This window comes from Desulforhabdus amnigena, from assembly GCF_027925305.1.
Taxonomy (GTDB): domain Bacteria; phylum Desulfobacterota; class Syntrophobacteria; order Syntrophobacterales; family Syntrophobacteraceae; genus Desulforhabdus; species Desulforhabdus amnigena.
Genome location: NZ_BSDR01000001.1, coordinates 4,363,652 through 4,388,437, shown reverse-complemented (window position 1 = coordinate 4,388,437; position 24,786 = coordinate 4,363,652). Strand labels below are relative to the sequence as shown.

At 51.7% G+C, this 24,786-nt stretch carries 19 protein-coding genes; 3 read left to right on the top strand and 16 right to left on the bottom strand.

Annotation, left to right across the window (positions count from 1 at the left end):
* Positions 1 to 189: 189 nt before the first annotated feature.
* Both QMG16_RS18820 and QMG16_RS18815 read right to left on the bottom strand, forming a co-directional pair.
* Entirely contained in the window at positions 190 to 2,052 is a 1,863-nt protein-coding gene (locus QMG16_RS18820; RefSeq protein WP_281796753.1) for an SLC13 family permease, read from the bottom strand.
* A 486-nt stretch (positions 2,053 to 2,538) separates the two neighbouring features.
* Entirely contained in the window at positions 2,539 to 3,852 is a 1,314-nt protein-coding gene (locus QMG16_RS18815; RefSeq protein ID WP_373878757.1) for a cytochrome B6, read from the bottom strand.
* Positions 3,853 to 4,664: 812 nt separating this feature from the next.
* On the opposite strand from QMG16_RS18815, the gene rpmB reads away from it, so the two are divergent.
* The 3 genes from rpmB (at position 4,665) to QMG16_RS18800 (ending at position 6,603) form a co-directional block, all read left to right on the top strand.
* Entirely contained in the window at positions 4,665 to 4,859 is a 195-nt protein-coding gene (gene rpmB, locus QMG16_RS18810; RefSeq protein ID WP_281796748.1) for a 50S ribosomal protein L28, read from the top strand.
* Between the two features lie 339 nt (positions 4,860 to 5,198).
* Positions 5,199 to 5,996 carry a bifunctional demethylmenaquinone methyltransferase/2-methoxy-6-polyprenyl-1,4-benzoquinol methylase UbiE gene (ubiE, locus tag QMG16_RS18805; RefSeq protein ID WP_281796746.1) on the top strand — a complete coding sequence of 266 codons (798 nt, stop codon included), beginning with the start codon at positions 5,199 to 5,201 and terminating at the stop codon, positions 5,994 to 5,996.
* Between the two features lie 10 nt (positions 5,997 to 6,006).
* A complete protein-coding gene (locus tag QMG16_RS18800; protein WP_281796743.1) occupies positions 6,007 to 6,603 on the top strand; it encodes a class I SAM-dependent methyltransferase in 597 nt (198 codons plus the stop codon).
* 209 nt (positions 6,604 to 6,812) lie between these two features.
* On the opposite strand, the gene rpe is transcribed toward QMG16_RS18800, so the two are convergent.
* From rpe to QMG16_RS18730, 14 genes are all read right to left on the bottom strand, one after another.
* The gene (rpe, locus tag QMG16_RS18795) at positions 6,813 to 7,463 is read right to left on the bottom strand and encodes a ribulose-phosphate 3-epimerase (RefSeq protein ID WP_281796741.1); all 651 of its coding nucleotides are present in this window, start codon (positions 7,461 to 7,463) and stop codon (positions 6,813 to 6,815) included.
* A 148-nt stretch (positions 7,464 to 7,611) separates the two neighbouring features.
* On the bottom strand, positions 7,612 to 10,011 hold the full coding sequence (gene nuoG / locus QMG16_RS18790; protein WP_281796739.1) for an NADH-quinone oxidoreductase subunit NuoG: 2,400 nt from the start codon (positions 10,009 to 10,011) through the stop codon (positions 7,612 to 7,614).
* Between the two features lie 213 nt (positions 10,012 to 10,224).
* On the bottom strand, positions 10,225 to 11,490 hold the full coding sequence (locus tag QMG16_RS18785) for a complex I 51 kDa subunit family protein (protein WP_281797118.1): 1,266 nt from the start codon (positions 11,488 to 11,490) through the stop codon (positions 10,225 to 10,227).
* Position 11,491: 1 nt separating this feature from the next.
* Positions 11,492 to 11,992: an NADH-quinone oxidoreductase subunit NuoE gene (nuoE, locus tag QMG16_RS18780; protein ID WP_281796737.1), complete on the bottom strand. Its 501-nt coding sequence runs from the start codon at positions 11,990 to 11,992 to the stop codon at positions 11,492 to 11,494.
* Positions 11,993 to 12,362: 370 nt separating this feature from the next.
* Positions 12,363 to 12,896: a ferritin gene (locus QMG16_RS18775; RefSeq protein WP_281796736.1), complete on the bottom strand. Its 534-nt coding sequence runs from the start codon at positions 12,894 to 12,896 to the stop codon at positions 12,363 to 12,365.
* Positions 12,897 to 12,900: 4 nt separating this feature from the next.
* Complete coding sequence (locus QMG16_RS18770; RefSeq protein ID WP_281796733.1) at positions 12,901 to 13,278, bottom strand: desulfoferrodoxin; 378 nt, start codon at positions 13,276 to 13,278, stop codon at positions 12,901 to 12,903.
* 196 nt (positions 13,279 to 13,474) lie between these two features.
* The gene (locus QMG16_RS18765; RefSeq protein ID WP_281796731.1) at positions 13,475 to 14,035 is read right to left on the bottom strand and encodes a secondary thiamine-phosphate synthase enzyme YjbQ; all 561 of its coding nucleotides are present in this window, start codon (positions 14,033 to 14,035) and stop codon (positions 13,475 to 13,477) included.
* A 27-nt stretch (positions 14,036 to 14,062) separates the two neighbouring features.
* Positions 14,063 to 15,286 (bottom strand): hypothetical protein, encoded by a 1,224-nt coding sequence (locus QMG16_RS18760; RefSeq protein WP_281796729.1) that lies wholly within the window; start codon positions 15,284 to 15,286, stop codon positions 14,063 to 14,065.
* Between the two features lie 521 nt (positions 15,287 to 15,807).
* Positions 15,808 to 17,028 carry a (Fe-S)-binding protein gene (locus QMG16_RS18755; protein ID WP_281796726.1) on the bottom strand — a complete coding sequence of 407 codons (1,221 nt, stop codon included), beginning with the start codon at positions 17,026 to 17,028 and terminating at the stop codon, positions 15,808 to 15,810.
* Between the two features lie 453 nt (positions 17,029 to 17,481).
* Positions 17,482 to 18,324 carry an FAD/NAD(P)-binding protein gene (locus QMG16_RS18750; RefSeq protein WP_373878691.1) on the bottom strand — a complete coding sequence of 281 codons (843 nt, stop codon included), beginning with the start codon at positions 18,322 to 18,324 and terminating at the stop codon, positions 17,482 to 17,484.
* A gap of 30 nt (positions 18,325 to 18,354) precedes the next feature.
* Positions 18,355 to 19,404 carry a 4Fe-4S dicluster domain-containing protein gene (locus QMG16_RS18745; RefSeq protein ID WP_281796722.1) on the bottom strand — a complete coding sequence of 350 codons (1,050 nt, stop codon included), beginning with the start codon at positions 19,402 to 19,404 and terminating at the stop codon, positions 18,355 to 18,357.
* Positions 19,405 to 19,542: 138 nt separating this feature from the next.
* Positions 19,543 to 20,490 (bottom strand): 4Fe-4S dicluster domain-containing protein, encoded by a 948-nt coding sequence (locus tag QMG16_RS18740; protein WP_281796720.1) that lies wholly within the window; start codon positions 20,488 to 20,490, stop codon positions 19,543 to 19,545.
* A 4-nt stretch (positions 20,491 to 20,494) separates the two neighbouring features.
* On the bottom strand, positions 20,495 to 20,923 hold the full coding sequence (locus QMG16_RS18735) for a hydrogenase iron-sulfur subunit (protein ID WP_281796718.1): 429 nt from the start codon (positions 20,921 to 20,923) through the stop codon (positions 20,495 to 20,497).
* 99 nt (positions 20,924 to 21,022) lie between these two features.
* Positions 21,023 to 23,938, bottom strand: coding sequence for an FAD-dependent oxidoreductase (locus tag QMG16_RS18730; protein WP_281796716.1), 2,916 nt, complete (start codon positions 23,936 to 23,938; stop codon positions 21,023 to 21,025).
* Positions 23,939 to 24,786: the final 848 nt, after the last annotated feature.

Here is a 24,786-nt window from a genome sequence, read left to right as displayed (position 1 = left end):
TCCATGTCCTCCGTGTCTCTGTGGTTTATATGAAAAAAAGGCTCATGCTTCATGGCTCATGGCTCATGATAACATCGCTTTTCAAGAACGTTTCCCGCTTTCCCTATTGCCTTGTATCTCTTTGTCCATTTTTCATTTTTCGTTGTGACTCATCAGGCCATGGGAGTTGATGTGACAATGTCCCACGATTCAAAAAGAGAAAAGCAACCGGGCAAGAGCCACTGTAACGACCAGGGTCAGCAACTGGAGGGGAAGCCCTACCTTGACGAAGTCCATGAAGGTATAGCCGCCCGGATCCAGGACCAACGTATTGACGGGCGATGAGACAGGTGTCGCATAAGCGGCTGAGCAGGCGATAGCCACGGTCATGGCAAAGGCTTGCGGCGGAACACCGACCGTCAGTGCCGCCTCGATGGCGATGGGTGCGATAAGCACCGCTGTAGCGGTATTGGATATGAAAAAACCGGTGGCCGTAGTGATGAGAAACACTGCCGCCAACATGGTCGGGGGCCCCAGGCTGCCCAGAGAATCGACGAGACTGGTGGAGATGTAACGGGTTGCACCTGTCTTGTTGAATGCGGTTGCGAGTGGCAGAATGGCGCCCATGAGGACCACAGCCTGCCAGCCAATGACGCGATAAACCGCGTCCAGCTTGACACAGCGGGTAGCCACTAAAGCGAAGGCTGCCAGCAGCGCAGCGGCGACATTGGGAAGAAGCCTGAACGCCATGACGGCAACCATGGCCGCCAGAATGGCGAGAGCCAGCGGAGCCCGCTGGCGGGCGGGTGCCAGAGCATGGAATTCTTCCGGAAGCGTGAGCACGACAATGTGCTCTCTTTCTTTGCGCAGTCTCAAGATATCGGACCAGCTTCCAGAGACGAGCAAAGCGTCTCCGAAATCCAGCGGGAGATGGGCGAGATCGGCAATCAGGGGCTTTCCGCGCCGACGTACGGCAAGCACTGTTAAATTGTAGTGGGCGTGAAATTGGATCTCTTCCAGCGTTTGGCCGATCAGTTTGGATTCCGGGGTAAGCATGATCTCGGCCAGGCCTATTTCCTCCACCACCTCCCGCTGTCCCAACTCCCCTAGCAGCGTCAGGTGTGTCAATCCCAACGCCTCCTTGAAATGCCTCAGATCCCCTTCATCGGCCACCACGAAAATCTGGTCGCCCGCTTCGAACACCGTATCCGGCGCGGGGGGCATCAGGATGCGTCTGCGGAGGTGGTGTTTCTCGAATCCGATGAGATTGATCCCATAGTCTATCCTCAACTTCATGCGTGCTACGGCGCGATCTATGAGCGGTGAGTCTGCGGGAACCAGTAGTCGATGGACCCGATCCACAAGGCCGTAGCTCTTGATCAAGTCCGCCATGGTCGTACCCCGGGGACCACCTTCGGCACGGACCTCCCGGGAGAGCATTCGCCTCCCCATGAACAGCATGTAAGTCACGGCGACCGCGAGAACGGCGATGGCAAAAGGGGTGAAACTGAAGAAGCCCAGTGGAGCCAAACCGTGCACCCTGAGGGCATTGTCGACAACCAGGTTGGGGGCGGTGGCGATGAGGGTCATCATGCCGCTGACGAGGCCAGCGACGGAAAGCGGCATCAGCATCCGTTTAGGGTTCAGGCCGGCCTTGGCGGCAACGGTGAGGGCGACAGGAATGAAGAGTGCCACTACGGCGGTGGAGCTCATGAAAGCCCCGATTCCTCCTGTGGCGATCATCAGAAGACCGATCAAACGGGTTTCGCTGCCGCGGCCCGCTTTCAGCACGGCCTCCCCCGTCTTCTGAGCAATACCGGTATTCACCATGGCCTCGCCCAGGATGAACATGGCGATGGTCACCATGACCACTGGATCGCTGAAACCGGCGAGAGATTCGGAGACCGTCAAAACCCCCGTCAACATCAGGGCAAGCAAAACCATAATTGCCACAACGTCATTACGAATGCGATTGCTTGCAAACAACACCGCGGAGCCCACGAAGACACCGAGAACGATCATCAGGTCTTGACCCACATTTCCTCCTATCTGATAGGCTTCATAACTTGACATTGTCAGATTTCATTCGAACCACGGAGAAACAAAGGGCACAGAGAAAGACTGTCAAATGAAATTCTTTATTTGCTCCGTCTTTCTATAGTCTTATATGAGAAAAAGGCTCATGGTTCATAGCTCATGATAACATCGTTTTTCAAGAGCGTTTTCAATCCGCGCATGAAACTGGGATAAATTCATGACGCAGGCTCTGATATTCTCCAAGTATGGTGAGAGGTGTTGTGACAGACATCCGAGGTCAAGGTTGATCCGGTAAATGTCCGGATGAGGGAAACGAAAGATCTTAGAGGATAGGCCAAATCTTGAAAGGATGCAATGAAAAGACTCTACGAAGTCGAAGCAGATCTGAAATCCATGGGGCAGAGATTCACACGATCAGATTAAGGTGCGCTGCCCGCAAGCCGGAAAAACAGGTATCGAACTCACTCACTGTCACGCCCGCCTGCGCGGGCGTGACAGTGAGGTCAACGAGTCGACAGGTTCTTAAAGGGCAGCCATGAAATTCACCAGGTCTTTCTTTTCCTGCTCATTCAGCTTGAGGCCCTGAATCAAATTGAAGAATTCCACGGTATCGGCAAGAGTCAGCAGCCGTCCGTCGTGGAGATATGGAGGGGAATCTTTGATTCCGCGCAACGGAAAAGTCTTGATGGGGCCATCGGCGGAAGCCATACGCCCGTTGATCATAACAGGCTTGAAAAACCGCTCGGCTTTCAGGTTGTGCATCGAACCATCCGTGTAGTAGGGAGCGGGATGGCACACGGCGCACTGAGCCTTGCCAAAGAAGATTTCCTGGCCGCGCATCTCGGATTCACTGGCTTTTGCAGGATCCAGTTTTCCGTAAATGTTCAACTTGGGGGCCGGGGGAAAATCCAGGATCTCCTGGAATTCCGCCATGAAATGCACTTGGCTGCCGCGTTCCAGGATGTTCACACCTTTCTTTGTAGCAATCACGGGGTCCCCGTCAAAGTAGGCAGCCCGTTGTTCAAACTCCGTGAAATCCTCCACGCTCTTGAGCGCCCGCTGCGACCCGAACAGGCGCTGGACGTTCACGCCGCGAAGGGGAGGTGTGTCCAAGCGATGCCGGAATTCTTGGGGGCGGATGTCGCCCACCAGATGGGTGGCGCCATTGCTGTGCCCGTTCACATGGCAATCAAAGCAGGTGACTCCACGGCTGGCAAGTTCGGAACGCCGATCGTCGGTCTGGTTGAATTGCTGCTGGGGAAAGGGTGTGACCAGAAGCCTGAGCCCTTCCAATTGCTTCGGGTTGAGAATGCCATTAAACAGCTCAAAGTAGTTCATAATGGTGACGACTTTTCCCTGCGATACGTCACCGAGGTCGGGACGGGTTGTGAGATAGATGGGCGGTGGAAACGTCGGAAGGAAATGGGCCGGAAGGTCGAAGTCCAGATCAAAACGGGTCAAATCCCGTCCTTCCTGTTTCTTGATTTCGTCGATGTGGAACTGGGGAAAAACCATGCCGCCTTCCGCGTGGTTGGGATGAGGCAGTGGATAAAACCCTTTGGGCCACAGGTTCTTTTCCTTGATCTCCTCCGCACTCATGCCGGCCAACTGCTCCCAGCTCACCCCCTTGGGCAGCTTTACCCGGACCCCTTCTTGGACGGCTTTCCTGCCTTCCGACATCATAACCCCTTTTGCCGGACGGTCGGCTAGATCGTAGCGCTCCTCCAGCAGGGTCATCTGGCGTTTCATCACTTCGGCCTTGGCGGCCTTCATGCGGGCCATCGTGTCCGCAAACGGCTCTTTCATGACCACCGGACTGTAACTGCTTTGCAGCATCTCGGCAGCGTAGGCCCAGCAACCCACGATCAGCAATGCACAGACCACTCCCCAACAAACCCATTGTCTCTTCCTTCGATTCGACATCGCTTTTCTCTCCTTTTTAAGGGTCTTCACAAAATAAAGCGACCATAGGCAGTTTGTGGACAACAATCCAAGACCGGGCTAAGTAGCTCCTGGACATAATTTACTAGGGAGGGAAATTCGGCAATAAGACTCTTTATGAGATTGCAGAGGTAGCATTTGACATATATTCTGTCAAGAAAATTCACCTTCCATTTTTCTGACAGGTGATGAAAAATTTTCAGGATGGATTATTATAGAAAGTCGGCGGATTCCAATATCCCGTTATTCACTACTGAGACACGGATGGCACGAAGAAGATTTTGGAATTCTTATGGAATTCCTCTGTGATTTCTGTGCCTCCGTGGTAAATGAGGATTTCAAGAGCGACATACTCCCATATTGAGAAATAATGGCAGCAATTCTCATTTTGGATGTCTCTCATGATATTGGCATTTCCGACATCCCCCTTGATCCCCCCTTCAAAGGGGACTTTTATCCTAAAAATTCCCCCTGAGGGGGGCAGGGGGTATAGGTTTTTCAAAATGAAAATTGCTGAAATAATGGTCAGGTTGGTGCAAATTGGTTTTCATAAATGTTTATCTTGCAAAATGGCTTGCCCTAAACATGCCCGTATGGTAGAAGGTTTTTTTCGTGAAATAGGAAGGCTCTCTGTTGAACATAAGCGTCTGAAAAGAACAGGTTCGTTTTCAGCAAATCACATATCCGTAAAGAAAGGAAGCAAAGCCATGAGCAGAAAATGTGAATTCTGCGGAAAGACCCCCCAGGTTGGCAACAATGTCAGCCATGCAAATAATAAAACCAAGCGGTTGTGGTTGCCCAATTTGCAGTCGGTGCGTCACGTGGATAAAGACGGTACGGTTCGCCGGGTTCGCGCCTGCACTCGTTGCATCCGATCCGGCCTCGTGGTCAAGCCCGCTTAACGTTCCGTCCCGCAATTGCATTCGGAAATCAATGACCGATCTCAGATCGCGACGGGCCGAAAGGCCCGTCGCGATCTGAGATCGGTCGGGGCTGATTGTCTCAGCCGGTTGATTTGCCTTCAGTGAGAGGGTTTTCGAACGTTTCCCCTTGTGCTGCCGATCCGTTTGTAAAAACAGGGTAGCCGTTCCCCCGCTTGCATATCCGCAGATACGCAGATATTCCAGAAAGGGAAAAACAGCCGGTTTCTGAATTTTCCTTATTCTCTGCGCTCTCTGTGTCCTCTCCGGTTCTGCAGCCGTTTTGCTTCATATGCCTTAAGGTTCATTACAGGAAAGCTTATGAAATCTTCTAACTCCACCATACCGGAAGAAACCACTCTCCCCCCTGCCGGTAGCTCTCCCTCGACACATTTTGGATTCCTGACCGTTCCCGAAGACGAGAAAGTCAATTGGGTACGGCGCCATTTCAACACGGTAGCGTACAAATATGATTTCATGAATACCCTCCTGAGCTTCGGAACACATTATATCTGGAAACGGATCGCTATCAGGATGATGGGCCTCCAGGAAGGGGATCGTGTCATCGACGTTTGCGGAGGGACGGCGGATCTTGCCCTCATGGCCGCGCCGTTTATCGGGTCTTCAGGACGTGTCATGCTGTACGACATCAACTGGGCCATGATGAAAACCGGAATTCCAAAGGCAGCAGCAACTCCCTACGCCGATAACATAATGTATATACAGGGGGATGCCGAAAAGATCGCCTTTGCGGATGAAAGCTTCGATGCCGCCATGGTGGGGTTTGGAATACGGAATCTCACACACATGGAAAAAGGCTTCAGGGAAATGTACCGGGTTTTGAAACCCGGCGGGAAATTCATGTGCCTGGAATTTTCCGAACCCGTCACCCCCTGGTTTCGATCCCTTTACGACTTTTACTCATTTTACATTATGCCGGGTGTGGGAAAAATATTGGGGGGATCCCGGCACGCCTATACCTATCTTCCGGAATCCATCCGCATGTTTCCCGGTCCTGAAAAATTGAAATACATTCTCGAGGAAATCGGGTTCAAGAAGGTGACCTACCGCCGGCTTACGAATGGAATCGCAGTGGTCCACGTGGGCAGAAAACAATGAGGGTCACGCAATGAAGCTGAACTGGGCTGAACGATTGGTTGTCAATAATCCCCTTCGCGTCATGGAACAGGGGTTTGAGATTCGCTGGATGAAGAGAGTGCAGGAACTCACTCCCGACTCTCTCGTTCTGGAAGTGGGATGCGGAAGAGGGGCCGGCGCCGGCCTGATCCTCGGGGAGTTCCACCCCAAAGCGATCCACGCCATGGATCTCGACCTCAAGATGATCCGCATGGGAAATCGATTCCTTTCGCCAGAGGAAAAAAGCAAAATCTCGATGTACGTTGGGGATGTTTTAAACCTGCCTTACGCCGATAACGTCCTGGATGCCGTCTTCGACTTCGGAGTCCTGCACCACGTTCCTGACTGGCAGGGTGCATTGCGTGAAATCACAAGGGTTCTCAAGCCCGGTGGAATCTTTTATGTGGAGGAGCTCTACCCTACCCTTTATCAGAACTTCATCACAAAACACATTCTGCTGCATCCCACTGAAAACCGCTTTGGAAGCCGGGATTTCAAAGAAGCGCTGACAGCCGCTAAGCTTTCCCTCAAGGACTCTCTGGAAGTCTGGGGCGTGGGCATTCTCGCCGTATTGGCCAAGGAAAACTGAAAGACCCTCCGGGTTTCAAATTTCGAGGGACTTTTTGTCTGTCGGTTCTGAAAGGTTGGGTCAGGCGCTTCTTTTGCGCCATAACCCAACGAAGACCCATGTTGAGTTTTGCTGCCGCTCAACCCAACCTACATGCTTTGCATATGGCTGCATAATTGCGATCTTGAGCAACGAGGGACCGTGCAGAGCTTGATCTATCACCAATTCCCTTACATGCGGTCTTTCAATCGCTTAATATTCCCGGCATAATCCCCACCATTGAAAACGGCGGAACCTGCCACGAAAACATCCACGCCCGCATCCACCAAAGCGTCGATCGTATCGCGATTCACGCCTCCATCGACTTCCAGAAGGACCGGCAGATTTCTTTCATCGATCCATTGCCGGCACCTGCGTATTTTGGGCAGCGCACCGGAAATGAATTTCTGTCCGCCAAAACCGGGATTCACGGTCATCAGGAGCACCATGTCCACCTCGCCCAGAACATCTTCGATACTCATGAGAGGGGTTCCCGGATTCACCGTCACGATGGCTTTGGCTCCCAATTCCTTGATGCTTTGAATCGTGCGGTGCAAATGAGGGCAGGCTTCCACGTGGACCCCCAGCCAATCGGCCCCGGCATCCACAAAGGCTTCCACATAGCGTTCGGGCTTTTCGATCATCAGGTGCACATCCAGGGGTAACGAGGTGACCTTGCGAACTGCGCGGACCACGTCCGGTCCGATAGTAATATTAGGAACAAAATGCCCATCCATGACATCCACATGGATCCAATCCGTCCCGGCCGCTTCCACTGCTCTCACTTCGTCGGCAAGTTTACCGAAGTCCGCAGACAATATTGACGCCGAAAGTTTTCTCATTTTTTCTCCTGAATTTCCGCTTCATCTTTTTATCCGCAGATTGCGCAGATTTTCGTAGATTTAAAAAAACATCTTATCTTGGGGCGGTAAGCTCTTTTTAATCAGCGTAATCTGCGGATAAATTTAGCCTGATTTTCATCACATCAGATCATACCTTCTCGATGTGCTCCAAGGGAACCTTCACTGAGACATTCTTGATTTTTTGCCATTCAATCCTGCGGTGGCGCGGCAGAAACAGGACTCCACGCCCCATATTTTCCCGAACACCCAGAAGAACTTCAAGGGAACCATCCTCAAGGCGGATAGCGACTTTGTCGCCGTCCGCCAGCCCCTTCTTTGCCGCATCATCAGCGTGCATGAAAAGAAGCGGTTCCGCCTCCACCTGTTGCATCACCTCGGCATATAAGGAGAGCTCCTCCGTACCGAAGGTCCAATCTACGAGAAAAAGTTCCAGAGGCTCCTCGGAAGGGGGCTCAAACCGCTGTTCCGGCCGGACCGCCCGGGCAATCCCCTCAGCCCTTTCCGGTATAACCCGGACTCCGTCAAAGGGGTAATCCTTTGCATTCAATCGGCCCAAAACAGGATTTTCTTCCGCCAGGCTATTCCAGGGATGTTCTTCCTGAAATCCCGCCCCTTCCGGAGCAAGAGCTCCGGAGAGTTCCCCGAGCAATTCCCAGGCGGCTTTCGGTTCTCCACCCGGGACTTCGCTGCCGTAGATCCTGGGAGGATGGCTTCCACCGCTCACCTGCCGAATGGGCATTCCCACACGATGAACCGCTTGACCAAACTGCAGGCGTCCTTCCTGATTGATATAACTTCCTCCAGTTTCAAAGATCGTGGACGAGGGGAGGAAAACATCAGCATATTGAGCGATTTGAGAGGGGAGATAATCTATTACCAGCAACAGGTCGAGTTGTTGAAAAGCGGCCTTCAACCTCGCTGCATCGGGGAAGAGACGCAGAGGATCACTTTCCACAACAATCAGGGCTTTTATGGATCCCTTTTCCACCTCTTCAATCATATCGGCAAAAGCATGCTGTTCAGGAGAAGAGAGGAATGCAGCGCCAAAGGCATTGGCGCCGGGTAATACATAAAAAAGGCCGCACTGCCCTTTCAGTCCCTCGATATAATTGGCGCATTCGGCAGCCTTCAGGGGGGTCGTGTCCCGAACCACCTGGGAACCACAGACAATAACGGGGCTTCGGCTTCTTTCCAACCTGGGACTGCTTTGCCCTTCCGCCCCATGGACAAGAGCATGAAGACCGGCGTCCAAGTCACGGGGAGCCACGGGCAAATGTTCGAATTCCAGTGGAAGAGATATGGGTCTCGGGTCCATGACAGTGACGGCCGCCCCTTTCCGGTAGGCCTGACGCATGGCCAAAGCCAGCATGGGAGCTTCATTGATGGGATCCACTCCCACCGCAAGGATAAAATCGGATTTCTCAATTTCGCGAAGGGAGACGGCAAGCCGGCCATCCAGGCTGGAAACTGCATCGATGGCCTTGCGTTGCACATGTCTATTTTCGAAAAAACTCGCTGAACGCCAACCCTGAATGCGACTCAGGCGCTTCAGAGCCCCCAGCGTTTCAAGGCTGCTGCGTACACTTCCCAAACATGCAACGGATTTTTCTCCGGCATCCTGCCGAATGCGGGACAATTTTTGGGCGGCCGCGCGGATTGCTTCGTCCATTGAGGTTTCATTTCCACCGGCTCTCGCCCTTCGCGGCCTATCGGGGCGGCTGGCATACGGATAGCTGAACCGACCACGATCACATATGAAATAGCCATTCACTTTATCGTTGAGGCGGGCTTCTATCCTCAGGACTTCGCGGTATCGCGCACCGGCCACCGTGTTGCAGCCCAGAGAACAATGGATGCAGAGAGAAGATGCTCTTTGGAGATCCCAACGCCGCACTTTGTAGCGAGCTGTCCTGTCCGTATACACACCTGTTGGACAAATATCGGCAAGATTCCCGGAAAAAGGGCTTTCCAGGCGCCCATCCTGGAAACGCCCAAAATACACACGGTTGGCAATCTGCAATGTTCCCAGATCACGATATCCGGCAAATTCCTGGTAAAACCGCACACAGCGATAGCAATGGATACACCGGTTCATTTCATGCGCGATAAACGGCCCCAGGTACTGATCATGATAGGTCCGTTTCCTGCCTTCGTACCGGCGAATGCCGTGCCCTCCCGAAACGGTCTCATCCTGGAGAAGACAGTGCCCCCCCTCATCACACGCAGGGCAATCGTGTGGGTGGTTCAACATGAGCCACTCGATCACCTGCTTGCGAAACGCCACCGCTTCTGCGTCCGTGGTGGAAACCACCATGCCGTCCTGGGCATCGATCATGCAACTCATCTGGACACCCTTGAAAGGCCCCTGCAGAAATTTTACGGCACAGACGCGACAAGCACCCACGGACCCCAACCCCTTGTGATAGCAGAACCGGGGGATCATGATTCCCAACCGTTCAGCCGCTTCAATCACCTTTGTCCCCGCAGGGACTTCAATCTCAAAATCGTCGATCGTCAACCTGGGCATGGCATTCCTTTTCATATCCGTAGCGGAATGAAAACGCAAAACGGCCATTCGCGCCATTTTCTGCAACTCAGCCTACATAGAACCTATGCGAAAACCTATCCTCGGCTGCGAACACACCCCTTCAATTCCTCCCTCGAGGAGAGGACGAGGGGGATTCCAAAGTCCACAGGATGTTTCCAGATAAGCCCTTAAGGCCTCGACATTCCCAAATATCTATTTGAAGGGGCATCCCTTTTGGACTATATGCTCACGCACTTCATCTTCGAAAAAAGTCAGAAGGCTTTCAATGGGGGATGCAGCACCGGGAGCCAGAGCGCAGTAGGAATTCCACAAATGTTTGCACATGCTCTGGATCATGGGGATATATTCTTCTTTTCCTTCACCGTTTTCAATACGCCACAATAAATCCTTCAGATACGGCAATCCTTCCCGGCAAGGGGTGCACCAACCGCAGGATTCTCTCATGAAAAACTGCGTCAAATTCAGAGTCGCTCCCACCAGGCACGTTTTCCGGTCGAAAACGATGATGGCCCCGGTTCCCATCCTGTGACCGACTTCAGCCATGCTGTCGAAATCCATTCGGACATCGAGCAGGTCCGGTGTCAAAAATCGAGTAGAAGCTCCGCCGGGCAGGCACGTTTTGAACTCCAACCCGGGAAGCATTCCTCCGGCATGCTCTTCGATGATTTCCCTCAAAGGCACCCCCATCGGCAATTCAAAGCATCCCGGATTTTTCACTCTTCCGCTCACAGAAAATATCTTGGTCCCCCCACTCTTTTCAACCATGGAGAGTTCATTAAACCACTCCGGCCCATTGCGCACAATGTGTGGCACATTAGCCAGGGTCTCAATGTTGTTCACAACCGTGGGGCGTCCCCAAAGCCCTTCCACGGTGGGATACGGAGGAGGCTTCTTGGGATTGGCCCTTTTTCCCATGAGAGCATTGAGCAGAGCCGTGCCCTCCCCACATATATAGCGACCGCCGCTGCGATGGACGATGACTTCCAGTGAGTAACCACTGCCCAGAATATTTTTCCCAAGATATCCTGCCTGCTTTGCCTTTTCGATTTCATTTTCGAGAATCCATGCACTGCTCTCATAATCGGGACGCACAAAGATGAATGCCTTGGAGGCGGAAATCGCATAGGCCGCTATGGCTACCCCCTCGATGATCGTATGAGGATCGGCATGGATCAGAACACGATCCTTGAAAGTACCCGGTTCCATCTCGTCGGAATTGGCGACCAAATATCTCGGAAAGGCTCCATCCTCGGGGACAGCCTCCCATTTTTTGGCTGCAGGAAACCCGGCGCCTCCTCTTCCTCGAAGGTTGGCTTTTTCAACCAGAGCACAAACTTCCTTGGGAGCGTATTTCGCAAGGACATCCCCCAGCGCCTGATACCCCCCACCCCCGCAGTATTCATCGAGCGTAGCGATCCGCTTGGCCTTGCGGTTTCTAAAGAGCACTTGTGGGTACATCTTACTCACCGATTCCCTTCTCGGCAGAATATGCCCGGTCTCTCAGTTTACCGATGATTCGTTCAATTTTTTCAGGAGTCAATTCACCGTAGATTTCCCGATTGATGATCATCGCCGGAGCATGGTCACAGTATCCGAGGCAACAGACGGGCAGGAGAGTGAACAACCCATCCGAACTGGTGCCTCCGAGCTCGACATTCAGCAGCGAGCAGAGGTAATCGAGCAGGGATTCATATCCATTCATCCAGCAGACCGTGCTGTCGCAAATATGAATGACATATTTTCCGACAGGCTGACGGTAAATGAAATTATAAAACGTTGCCAATTCTTCCAATTCCAGAGGTGTCATTCCCAGCAGCTCCCCGGCTTCCACCATCGCTTCGTCGCTCATGTAACCGTAATAATTTTGCATTTCAGTCATGACATCAATGGCTTGCTCCCGGGGGCTTTCCGCATGGGCAATCTTATCGACAATCTTTTTTTTCATCTCAATCGGAAGCATAGTGATCGAATCCCTGAGCGTTTGATACAAATCAGGTTCAAAGAAAAAGAGGGAACCGGGTTCCTTTCGGTTTCCCATTCCCTCTTCACATCACAAGTCGGTGGAAATTCCAACATTTCCTTTTATACATCCAGCCGGCCGACCTTCCATCACGCCGGAACTTGAACCGGCAGGTCTTATACCTCCAGTCATCATCGCATTTGCTGTTCACACATACTGTGCAGGGCTTGAAGTTGGTCTTTCGTCATCCCGAACGTTCGAAAGTCTCGTAGAGATATCGTCCATTTTCATAGGCTGGAAAATCCTCTTTCGATAACTTCGATCCAACAAAGTTCGAAAGAGACTCTTCAAGGGGAAACCGGTTCGGCTGTTACGCAGTGACTCCGGCGACAATGGTTGTACCTACGGGAATGTTGAACATGCGTTTTCCGAGTTCCTGATCGAGCATGAAAAAACTTCCCTGTCCGTCCCTCACCAGCAGGAGTTTCTGAACCACCTCGTTGGCGCTGGCTTCTTCTTCCACCTGTTCACTCACAAACCACTGGAGAAAGTTGTTGGTGGCATGATCTTTTTCTTCGATGGCCAGATTGACCAGATTATTGATGAGGTCAGTAACCTTCAGCTCATGACTGTAAGCATCCTCAAAAGCCGCCAGGGGGGTCTCCCAGCTGATGGGTGGACCTTCAAGGGGCTTCAAAATCGTCTGTTCTCCACGCTCATTGATAAAATTATAGAACTTCATCGCATGAGTCACTTCCTCCAGAGATTGCACTTCCATCCACCGGGCAAAGCCATTGAGGTTGATCTTCCTAAAATATGAGGCCATGGACAGGTAAAGGTAAGCAGAATAGAGTTCAGCATTCACCTGCTCGTTCAACGCCTTTTCCATTCTCTCACTCAGCATTGCCTTATCCTTTCCAAACTCCGTGTACGTTGCAGTGCTCCCGCGCGGTCACCGTCTTGGCATCCACACAGAATACTGCTTCCGGGGCTTGGCCCGGTTTGAGGAACTGGCGGTACGCTTTGCCGTTTTCGTCGATCAGCTCGATCCACTGAATGAAGTGTGCCTCTTCCATGGGGTGAGGAACGCTCCCTACTTTTACCTTGAATCCGGTTGCCGTCTTTTCAACTACCGGCACATGCTTTTCCTTCCCCGTATCGGCAGTCTTTTCATCCAATAGTTTCATGGGTTGACCACAGCATACGAGCTCTCCCGCTCCACCGTTAAGAACTTCAACAACGTTTCCACATACTTCACACTTGTAAATTTGCAGTCTTTCAGCCACGTATATCCTCCTTCAGTTATCCGTTTAAAGTCATTTTCTGATCCGCGCGGACATCAAGTCGCAATATAGTCATCGAAAAACACTTTTCCACCCCGACAACCTATTTTATTTACGGACATTCGTCGACAGCTCGAATAAAAATGTTTTAAATTGAATAACTTACCATCTTTTTAGTCTGCAGGATCTGCAAATCTTTCTAATCTTCCAAAATCTTTATACGAATCTTTCTCGTTCGGGGTCCGTCAAATTCGCAGAGGAAAATACGTTCCCACGTACCCAGTACAAGGTGTCCGTTGTCGATGATGATTTGGCTGCTTCCTCCGACGAGCATCGCCTTGATATGGGCAGCGGCATTCCCTTCTGTATGTTTGTACCCGGCCCGCCAGGGCACCAACCGGTCCAGTGTATTGATTATATCGGCTGCAACGGCTGGGTCCGCCCCCTCATTGACCGTCACAGCGGCCGTTGTATGCGGAATATAGACGATGCAAAGGCCGCTTCGAACACCGCTCGCCTGCACTTTGCGGGAAATCAAATCCGTCACATCCACCATGACGGCATGATCAGAAGTATTGACTTGTATGGTTTCCAACATGGCTTGATCTCCATAGAATATCCGGTACATTTCAAAGTTGATTCTTTCCATGCGGGCCAGGTATGAAAGCAGTTCATCGACGCAAAAAGGAACAGAAATCTTCTCCGTGCCCTCCGTGGTAAGCAACGGAATATCGGAATCCGCCAACTCCCTTACGAACATGTTGCCCTTGAGAACCCCAAAGTATTGCTACTTCGGAAGGATCAACCCAGACTCGCTTTCCCGATACTCCTCGTCTTGAACGGACTGTGTTTTGGCCTCTTCACCCCAGTGATACTGAATGGAATAGACGACCAGACGGATAAAAAAGGGATTTTCACCTGCGGGCGCCCCGCTCCTCAGGTGCTGTGCAATAGCCCAACAGCCCAGGGCCGCTGATTCCTCGGAGGAGAGTTTGAAGAGCAATGCTTGTTCTTCAAAAAAACGCTGATAGAAAAACCTCCGCGCTCCCACACATATTTCATCTACAGCCTTTCTGAGCCAATCCGTGATGCGTTCGTGTTGAACTTCAGACGGCAAAACCAAAACCGGGGTTTCCAGTTCCTGGATTTTTTCCCAGTAGGGCAACAAATCACTTTGGGGAAATACGAGCCAGGATGGGTCGATATCTTCCCAAAGCGCCTCAACATCCACATCATGAAAGAGCCGTTCGCGATCGTCTAAAGCAGGCATCAATTCATACGCATACGGCGGCTCTTGGGGATCATGATATGGCTGGAGCAGCTGCCTGGCTTCCTCTATTTCAGGGAGGCTTTCCTTTTTGGGGAACCACTCAAGGAGTTCAAAAAAGACTCTCGCAGCATGCCGGATAGGGACCTCACAAGGTTTCTTTCTTGAAAGATTCTCGCCAATCTTTTGAATGTATTCTCTAAAAGTCCGATAGGAACTATCTACGACACGAACAAACAGGTGATCGAAGTCATCCTCGAAAAATGCTGAAACCGCCATGGGTGCGGGATACTTGCTCTCTGGAATCAGAGCGGTCATAAAGCCGAAGGTCCCTTCCGCCGGAATCAGGTACGCCAGAGGTTTTCGAACCTCCTTCGGAATCAAAACCACTTTTTCGGCGGAAGCCCCACCGGGTTCCACAACGAAACCTTTTTGAGCAAAACGATATCCAGTCTGCTTGACTACCCGTTGAAGCTGTTTTCCCTGAATGCTGTCCTTGACGGCCACAAAAGTCTTGAACCCCACTGATGTCGGATTCTTGCCGAGCTTATCGATCAAAGCCGCTATGAGGTGCTCTCTGCCGCCCAACACACCACGAAGGGTTTTAAGGTAGTTCCCAAGGCTCTCGCCATTGGGATCTTGAACCATCAACCGGTCAGCGATCATTTCCAGTTCGCTGCACTCTTCGGGAGTCAGTCTGAATTCAACTTTCCTGCTTTTCTTGACATCTTGTTTCTTACTCATTGTTTACTCTATCGTAATGTAGACCAAAGGCTAAGGGAGTGAGTCGCTCTTGAAATCCCTATTCACCACGGAGGCACGGAGGGCACAGAGAAAAGCAACTATTCTCCATGCCGGGAGTCGGCATGGAGAATCTTGTCTGCCGCCTCCGCAGCAGACAGGATCATCTCTTCACTCTGTGTCCTCTGTGCCTCTGTGGTGAATGTTTGGTTGCGGCTTTGGCCGCGCTGCGATCTCTGTACCTCCGTGGTGAATAACGGGATATTGGAATCCGCCAACTCCCCAAGGGTGCAAAGAAACTTCTCTATCAAGTTCCGTGGCGCACATTGAACTCCTGAGCAGACTTTTGATAACCCTTTCTATGCACGGACAAAATCAAGACTTTTGATCATCATGCAGAAGTCAAGATTTCAACTGTTCACAATATAAATCTTTTACATCATATGCTGGAAATACAAAAGCCCCATTCACGCGCGCTATGCGCGATTCTGGGGCTGTCGTTCATTAAAGGGAAAAACCTGACCCTATTCTTCTGCTTCTTCCCTGGGTTCGATGATCAGGGAGTCCGCCACCAATTCCCAAAGATACTTGACCTCCACATCCATGAAGTCATATTCCTTGCGCAGGCTCTTCATGATCTGGTCGCGGCAGTTGTGGCAGGGAGCGATCAGGAGCTTTGCGCCTGTATCCTTGATTTGCTTGGCTTTTGTCCGACCGTAAAAGATCCTCTCTTCAACATACGGGCTCGCCCAGGCTCCCCCACCTGCACCACAGCACAGATTGTTCGCACGGTTGGGATGCATCTCCACATAGTTTTCGCAACACTGCTGGGTCACCCAACGAGGTTCTTCGTAATATCCGTGGCCGAAAGTGCGCTCACTCTTACGGCCATAATTGCAGGGGTCATGGAGGGTCGTCAATTCTTCATGGACGGATTTGTCTATCTTGATGCGGCCTTCTTCTATATATTTCTTCAAAAGATCATGAACGCTTACAAACTTAACGCCTTCGTTTGCATACCATTTTTGCAGACCAAGCCTGGTCGCGTAATAGGCGTGCCCTCATTCCGGCAGGACGAGATATTCACACCCTAGTTCCTTGTAGTTTTTGACGATACGGCCCACAATCTCTTTCATGGCCTCATCATCACCGGTAAACAAACCCCAGTTGACGCCTTCCCAGTTCTCTGAGGTAGTGGTCCAGGATTCATTGGCTGCATAAAGGATACGCCACCAGTACATCATGTCTTCGGGTTCGGCGAAAGGTTCTTTGGAGTTGATGGTGAAAAGGTATTTTGCGCCCTTTTTATCTACGGGGACTTCGAACCCGGGAAGCTCTTCCGCCAACTCCTCTCCAAGGTCCTGCAGCAAAAATATAAAATCTTCCTTGGGAATCCCCACATTGTTGCCGGTCTTCAGGCACATGGCTACGCCTTTGTGAAGGACTCCCGGCACCTTATCCCTGGCCCTCAGGCTTCGAGCGGAACGAATCAATGTCAAAAGATCAATGTTCATGGGGCAGGCATATTCGCAACGTCCGCACATGGTGCATACCCAGGGAAACTTGGAATCAATGACCTCCTGATCCAGTCCCAAAAGCGCCAGGCGGACCACCTTCCGAATATCCAGTCCATCCACTCCCGTGACTGGACAACCTCCCGCACACGTACCGCATGTCAGGCACAAGTCGGCATATTGGCTCGCCAATTTGCGCTTTTCACGCTTGGTCAACAGCAACGGCTCCATAAATTCTCTCCCCTTGTGTGTGTTACACCTTTAAAACCGGTAAAAAGACGATCACCACCTGCGTCTCTCTACCTTTAGAGCCCCTCTGACAAATAAAGCCTATCCAAAAAAACCACCGGCTTCAACCCCGTTCGCCATGAGGTATCTAAGGGCGAACGGAGGAAGTTTTTGGATAGGCTCTTAGCTTGACATTGTCGGATTTCATCTGAACCATGGAGACACAGAAGGCACAAAGGAAGACTTTCAAATGAAATCTTCGTGTTCTCCGTGTCCCTGTGGTTCATGTGACAATGTCGCATTGGATGCATCCCTCCTCCTGGAGGGAGCATGCCATTTACTCATTAGAGGCTATCCGAAAACCTACCTCGGCAGCGGACACCCCCTTTAATTCCCCCCTCGAGGGGGGACCAAGGGGGGTGTCGCAAAGTCCACAGGTGGTTTCTGGATAGGTTCTTAGTACTCATTGGGCAGCGTGGACAATTTTTCCAGCGTGAAGACCGGCCCATCCTTGCAAACGTATTCTGTGCCGATGTTGCATCGTCCGCAGATCCCGATTCCGCACTTCATACGCAGCTCGAGGCTTGAAATGATGCGATCGGGAGGAAAGCCGAGCTCCGTCAGAACCGGAAGAGTGAATTTGATCATGATGGGAGGACCACAGATGATGGCATACGAATTCTCGGCACTTGGGGCCTTAGCCTTCGTCACCGCCGGAACAAACCCTACATTATACTTCCAGTTGGGATCCGTCGTTCCATCTACGGTGATGTGCATATTGATGTCGTCCCTTCGCTCCCATGCCGCCAGTTCGTCCTTGTACAGCAGCAGGCCGGGAAATCTTGCGCCGTAAACGACATCGATGTTCCCATACTTGGGCCGGTTTTCAGGCTCGAGCATGTATATGATCGAAGACCGCAGCGTCGTGAAGGCAAAACCGCCTCCGATGATCACCACATTTTTGCCCTGCAGGGTTTCCCAGGGATAACTGTTCCCGAGCGGACCCCGAACTCCGATGATGTCCCCAGCTTTCATATTGTGAAGGTATCTGCTGACCTTCCCCACCTTGTTCACTGTAAATTTGATGAACCCCTTTTCCGTGGGGGAAGATGCGATACCAATGGGAATTTCTCCCTGACCCGCCACAGAAAGTTCGGCGAACTGGCCGGGCATGTATTTGAATTTGGCTTCATCTTCCGGATTCAGGAAGACCAGCTTAAAAGTCTTCTGATTACGATCTTCCGATTCCGTCACGATGGACTCGATCCGGACAGGATAAGGCAAATAAGGATTGTTCACCTTCATTCCTCCATCTATAAACCGACCGGTTTAAGCCGGGCAGACACAAGCGGACGCCATCATCCGGGCCACTTGACGAATATCGATATTGACGGGACAGGACTTCACACAGCGACCGCATCCCACACAAGCCACCCCATTGCCGTACTTTTCGGGATAGTACTTCAATTTGTGCATGAAACGCTGCCGCACACGCTGAAGCTTCTGGGCACGGGGATTATGCCCCGATCCGTGGAGCGTGAAAAGGGGGAACATGCATGAATCCCAGAGTCTCAAACGTTCCCCCTTGTCCTCGCAGACTTCGTCCTGGATATCGAAACACCAGCAGGTCGGGCACAAGAAGGTGCAGGTGCCGCAGTTGATGCAGGAAAACTGAACTTCGTCCCAAAGAGGATCATTGAAAAGATCCAGCGTATTCTTCTCGGTAAAGGCCTTCACATCGAACTGAGTCCCGAGCATGTCTTCGGCCGTTTTCCGGAGCGTTTCAATCTTCTCGGAAGCACCCTGCGGAACGGGATCGCCGGCAATACCGGAAACCAGCTCTTTTCCCTTGTCCGTAATGGGTCGAACTACGTATCCTTCGCCCATATCGATCATCAGGACATCCAACCCCGAAGGATCAAAGGGGCCGGTTCCCACGGTCGTGCAAAAGCAGGTGCTGCAGGGCGCGTTGCAGGCCAGCCCCACCAGCGTCGTGCTCTTTCTTCTCTCCACCCACCACGTGTCTTTAATGGTTTCCGTTATAAAATTGACATCATCCAGTTGAAACGCCTTGGCGTCGCAAGGGCGGATTCCGAGGATAACCCGCGGCGAATAATCCTTGGGAATCTCCTTGAGTATCCCGGCTTCCGGATCACCTTCGGCCAGGGAATATTCAAACATTTTATCAGCTTCCGGATGGAACAACCCCTTGGGAGACATGCGGGTATTCTGAAAATTCAAGTCCAGATCTTCGGCCTTCTTCAGCTCGGCATATTCATGATATTGGCCTTGAAAGACCGGTCCATACACCCGGTAGCGGCCCATCAGTTGTTGTACAACTCCGGGAAATTTGTCTCTGACGATATAAATTTCCGACATGGATTCGTCCCTTCCTATCTGTATTCAGCGGTCAGCGATCCCGGTTCGGCAGGCTGTGCATAGTGATCCCATGCCTGATAAGCTCGTAGTGATTCCCAATCACCCGTCGCTGACCCACGTTTTATGCCAACCCTGTCATCACTTGATAAACGACTCTGGATCACCGGGCTTGTAAGTATCGAGCGCAGGCCGTCCTTCCAGGGTCAAACCGGTCTCGTAACCATAAAGTTCCTTCACATCCTTCTCGAGCTTTTTGGTGAACTGTCGCACCTTGATTCCCATTGGACAGGCCCGCTCGCAAGCGCCGCAATCCGTACAGCGTCCAGCCAAGTGATAGGCCCTAAGGAAGTGAAAAGTCCGGGTATCCGTTGCATCGATGGTCTTCCCCACCCACTGTGGACGGGATTCATCCACAAAACATGTGGGACAATAACAGGCGGGGCAGGCGTTCCGGCAGGCATAACACCGGATACAGGAAGAGATCAGGTCTTCAAAGTATTGCCAACGCTCTTCAGGAGGAAGCGCTTCCACCTTGCGGATGTCTTCGTAACGGTCCACATCCTGCTCTTCCACCAGATCTCCCAGCAATTCATCGTAAATGACGGGGTTGCGGTGAATACAGATGGCACAGTTTTCCTGCAAATATTCCTTGCGATCCAGGCTCAACTCAAAATCACGCCCCTTGATCTGCACCTTGCCGTCCAATTCCTCCACCTGGAGCGGTTCTTTTCCCTTGAGTTCTGCAAGGATGCGTCTTCTGTCGATCATTCCCTTGCAGGGAGCCCCCAGGATGTGGAGCTGATCCCGTTTGATCTGGTTTTCCATGATATGGACAACAATGTTTCGGGAATCACACCCCTTGGCCACAACGGCGATCCGGTCGGTACGCTTGGTGATATAATTGGCCAAGTTGATTCCGCAATTGCCATCCCAGACGAGCTGGTCCACCTGTTTCACATTTTTTGCGATGAACGGTTCATTCATGAAGGGAATCGTTCCAGCGCGAAAGCCGATCACCACGTCCACTTTATTTTCAGACAACAGGCGTTTTGCCGCCTCTCGAATTTTCTCGGTATATGCTCGCATCGATTTACACCTCGGCTTGCTTTTTGATGAAATGACGGGCTGGCCCCAGCGCTTTCACTCCGTCAACCACCTCTTGTGCCATTTGCGCAAATTTATTAGCCTCAGTCGCCAGGATCCATGAAAAATGGATTCGTCCCGGTTCAATCCCCGTGTGTTCCAGAAAGCTCTTCAGAAGGGCAAACTTGCGCCGCGCATAGTAATTGCCTTCGACAAAGTGGCACTCCCCGGGGTGGCAACCGGAAATCCACACTCCGTCAGCTCCATGACGGAGGGCGGAAAGGATGAATTTGGGATTGATCCGGCCGGCACAAGGCACTTTAACGACACGGATGTTTGCAGGGTATTTCAGACGTTTCAGGCCGGCAAAATCCGCTCCCGCATATGAACTCCAATTGCACAAGAAGGCAACAATCTTCGGTTCCCACTCGGACATATGTCTTTCTCCTATTCTTTCTGACCGGAAGCCGGAGGCAGGCCGCACAAACGCGCTGTTGCAACCGTTTTCATTTCCTCCCCACTTCCGCAGGTATTTCTATAAACTGTCGATCATGGCAAAAATCTGTGCATCCTCATAGCCACGCAGACTGATGGCGCCGGAGCGGCAGGAAGCCACACAAAGGCCGCAACTTCTGCAAAGCACGGGACTGATCTCAGCCTTTCCCTTGTCGTTGAACTTCGGAGCTGAATAGGGACAAATATTCACGCAGGTTCCACAACTGCTGCACATCAATTGATTGGTCACAGCAACAGCTCCGTGGAAATGAATGTTTTCCTTTGCGAGAAAAGTTGCCGCCCGTGATGCAGCCGCTTGAGCCTGCACAATGCTTTCATCCAAAGACTTGGGATAATGAGCCAGACCACACAGAAAAACACCGTCTGTCGAACAATCCACTGGGCGCATCTTGAGATGGGCCTCACAGAGAAAACCGTCCTTGTTGACGGGAACCTTAAAAAACCCGGACAATGCTTGCGCATCGTTGGGCAGAATAGCCGTCGCCAGCGTGATGAGGTCGGGGGACAACACAACGTCTTTTTGAAGAATGGGATCGAATACCGTTACCTTAAGTCCGCCACCGACCAATTCCACCTTCGGCTTGTTATCGAGCGAGAAACGAACGAAAAGAACCCCCGCCTTGCGGGCTTCACTGTAGAGCTTTTCCCGGTCGCCGTAGGTCCTCATATCCCGGTAGAGCACATACACGTCGCAATTCGGATTGATCCGCTTCAATTCGAGAGCGCTCTCAATGGAATGCGTACAGCATACACGACTGCAATAGGGACGATCGGGTTCTCGTGATCCGACGCACTGAATGAATACAGCGGACCGAATCGCCTTGAGGGTGGGTTCACCCGCCTTGAAGTGTTGATCCAGTTGCTGGTGCGTCACGATGCGGGGATGCTTTCCGAACTGGTATTCATTGGGGATAAATTCCTTTCCACCCGTTGCCAGGATCGCAACCCCATGCTCCACGACCTCCTCGCCTCCCCCATTTTGAATGGTAGACTGGAAATGACCGACATTGCCTTCCACATGGGTTATGGAGCTGGAGAGGCGCACATCGATCTGAGGATTTTCCTGAACACTCTTCACCAGTTCATCAACGAAAGGGGATATGGCACTGCCGCGCCAGGTCTTGTACAGCTTGCCTGCGTATCCGCCCAACTGCGAGGATTTTTCCACCAGACAAACGGGATACCCTTGAGCCGCCAGTGTCTTGGCCGCCACCATGCCGGCAACTCCACCCCCGACCACCAGGGCTTTTTGCGTGATCTTTTGTTCCTGCTCGGCAAAGGGCTCCAGCAAAACAGCTTTGGCAACAGCCATACCGATGAGATCCTTGGCCTTTTCCGTCGCTCTGACAGGATCGTCACTGTGCACCCAGGAATCCTGGTTCAAAAGATTGGCCATTTCCAACAGGTGCTTGTTCAGACCCGCCTGCCGAATGGTATCCTGGAAAAACTTTTCATGAGTTCGCGGACTGCATCCCGCCACGACAACCCGGTTGATCTGATTATCCTTTATGGCATCACAAATGGCTTTTTGAGATTCTACGCCACAGGAAAGACCCGTGTCGGCAACATAAACCACATTGGGCAGTCTTTTTGCGTAATTCCGAACAGCCTCCGCATCGAGCACGCCGGTCTGTTCCGAACCGCACTGATAAAGAAACACGCCCACACGAGGCCTCTCATAAATGATCGGATCTTCGGGAGGATAAGATTTTTCAGAAACCATGGTATTGCGGGATGCAGCGAGCAATGCCGCAGACACTGCGGAAGATGCGGAAGCTTCCGTGATGGAGGACGGAACGTCCTTGGGTCCGGCAAAAGCTCCACAGGCCAGGATACCCGGACGTGAAGTCTCCACAGGGGCAAAATCGCCAACGATTGGAAAACCACTCTCGTCGAGATCTATTTTCAACTTACCAGCCAGTTCCTTGACGTCCTTCTGAGCCTCCAACCCTACCGAGAGCACGACCATGTCAAAGTTTTCAACATGGAATTCTCCCTTGTCATCCATATATTCCAGCTTGAGGTCGTCGGAACCCGGTCCGGCCGGTTCTATACTGTGAATACGGGAACGGACGAAACGCACTCCCAGCTCGTTTCTGGCAAGATTGTAATATGCCTCGTATTCCTTGCCGAAGGTGCGCATATCCATATAAAAAATCGTCGTATCGATATCGCTGGAATAATCCTTCGCCGCAAGAGCCTCTTTGATGGCATACATACAGCAGACACTGGAACAATAACCATGGGCTCCTTCATGCAAATCGCGAGACCCGATGCATTGCAACCAGGCAATCTTCTTGGGAAGCTGATTGTCGGAAGGACGACATGGGCGCCCTCGAGAAGGGCCGTAAGGATTCATGATCGATTCGAATTCCAGGCTGGTGATCACGTTTGGATATCTGCCGTAACCGAAGACATCATACGTTGCGGGATCGAAGACCCTGAAACCGGTTGCAAGGATAATTGCACCCACATTCAGATTGACCGTTTCCTCATCACCAAAAGAAGCCATGGGGGGAGCTGTGGTCCAATCGAGATTTCGAAGCCTTCTTCGAACCTTGACCTGAAAATTCCCCACTTCCCCTTCCACGGACTCCAACTCGACCATGGGGATCAATTCGATATTGGCATGGCGACCACTTTCAACGAGCTTGGGGGAAATGATGCACGTCGAACAATCGTTGACCGGCACCGTTTCATCCAGTTGGGCCAATCCGCCATGCTGAGCACGACAACCACGGCACGAACTCAGGCAATTTGTTGGAAACGTCTTATCCAACTGCAACATCACCCCCCCCACAGAGGGGCTCTTTTCCAAAAGATAGACGTAATAGCCCGATTCAGCCAGATCGAGGGCCGATTGCACACCTGCCACTCCGCCCCCCACCACCATTACTGCGCCAACTGTTGGCTTCAAAGATTTTTTTTCCATCATGAACATCCACTCCGTAAGCGTAAGCGAACCTTTCACGGAAGACCGCCGTGAACATTTCATCAAGCAAGGGGCTTCAGCCATCGTTGCCTGTTGCACTCCGAAGCCAAATATGATTGTATCATGCGATTACAATCACAAAAAAATCCCCTGCTCGAAGCCTCCCGTTGAGCAAACCCCACCCGCTGCATTCAACCGCTGATCGCTGCAACAAGAATGAGCCAACAACACGATGAACTTAGCTTCTTTGTCTCAACCCAACCTTTTTGTTTATTGATTTCAACCGACATCGCCCTCCTTCCTCACCCTTTAAAACAGAACCGTTCCCTTTAACTCGACATTGTCAGATTTCATCCAAACCACAGAGACACGGAGAACACAGAGATTTCCCTTGAAAGTCTTTCTCCGTGTCCTTTGTGTCTCCGCGGTTAATGCGACAATGTCGCATTAAGAACCTATCCGGAAACAACCTGTGGACTTTGCGCCCCCCTTGGCCCCCCTCGAGGGGGGCCAAGGGGGGGCGCTGCCGAGGTAGGTTTTCGAATAGGCTCTAAGTACAGGCCGGGCGAAGAAGGAATGCTTCGCTTTCACCACACCACTCAAACAATTCTTCACCGAGTGATTTATTGCCTGTTTTCAGTGATAAAAATCACAACTTGCTTCATAAACCAGTGAGTCGGCCAAGTCAAGGTTCTTCCGGCACAGGGCGATCACATGTAATAGGATAGGACGTTTTGCAAATTTTCATGCGCCACGACTCTCAACTCCATTGAATTTCCTTAAAATATCAACCCCTGGATTTATTCTGAATCTCATTGACGATGACTTCGCTCCAAACTATAATGAGCCCG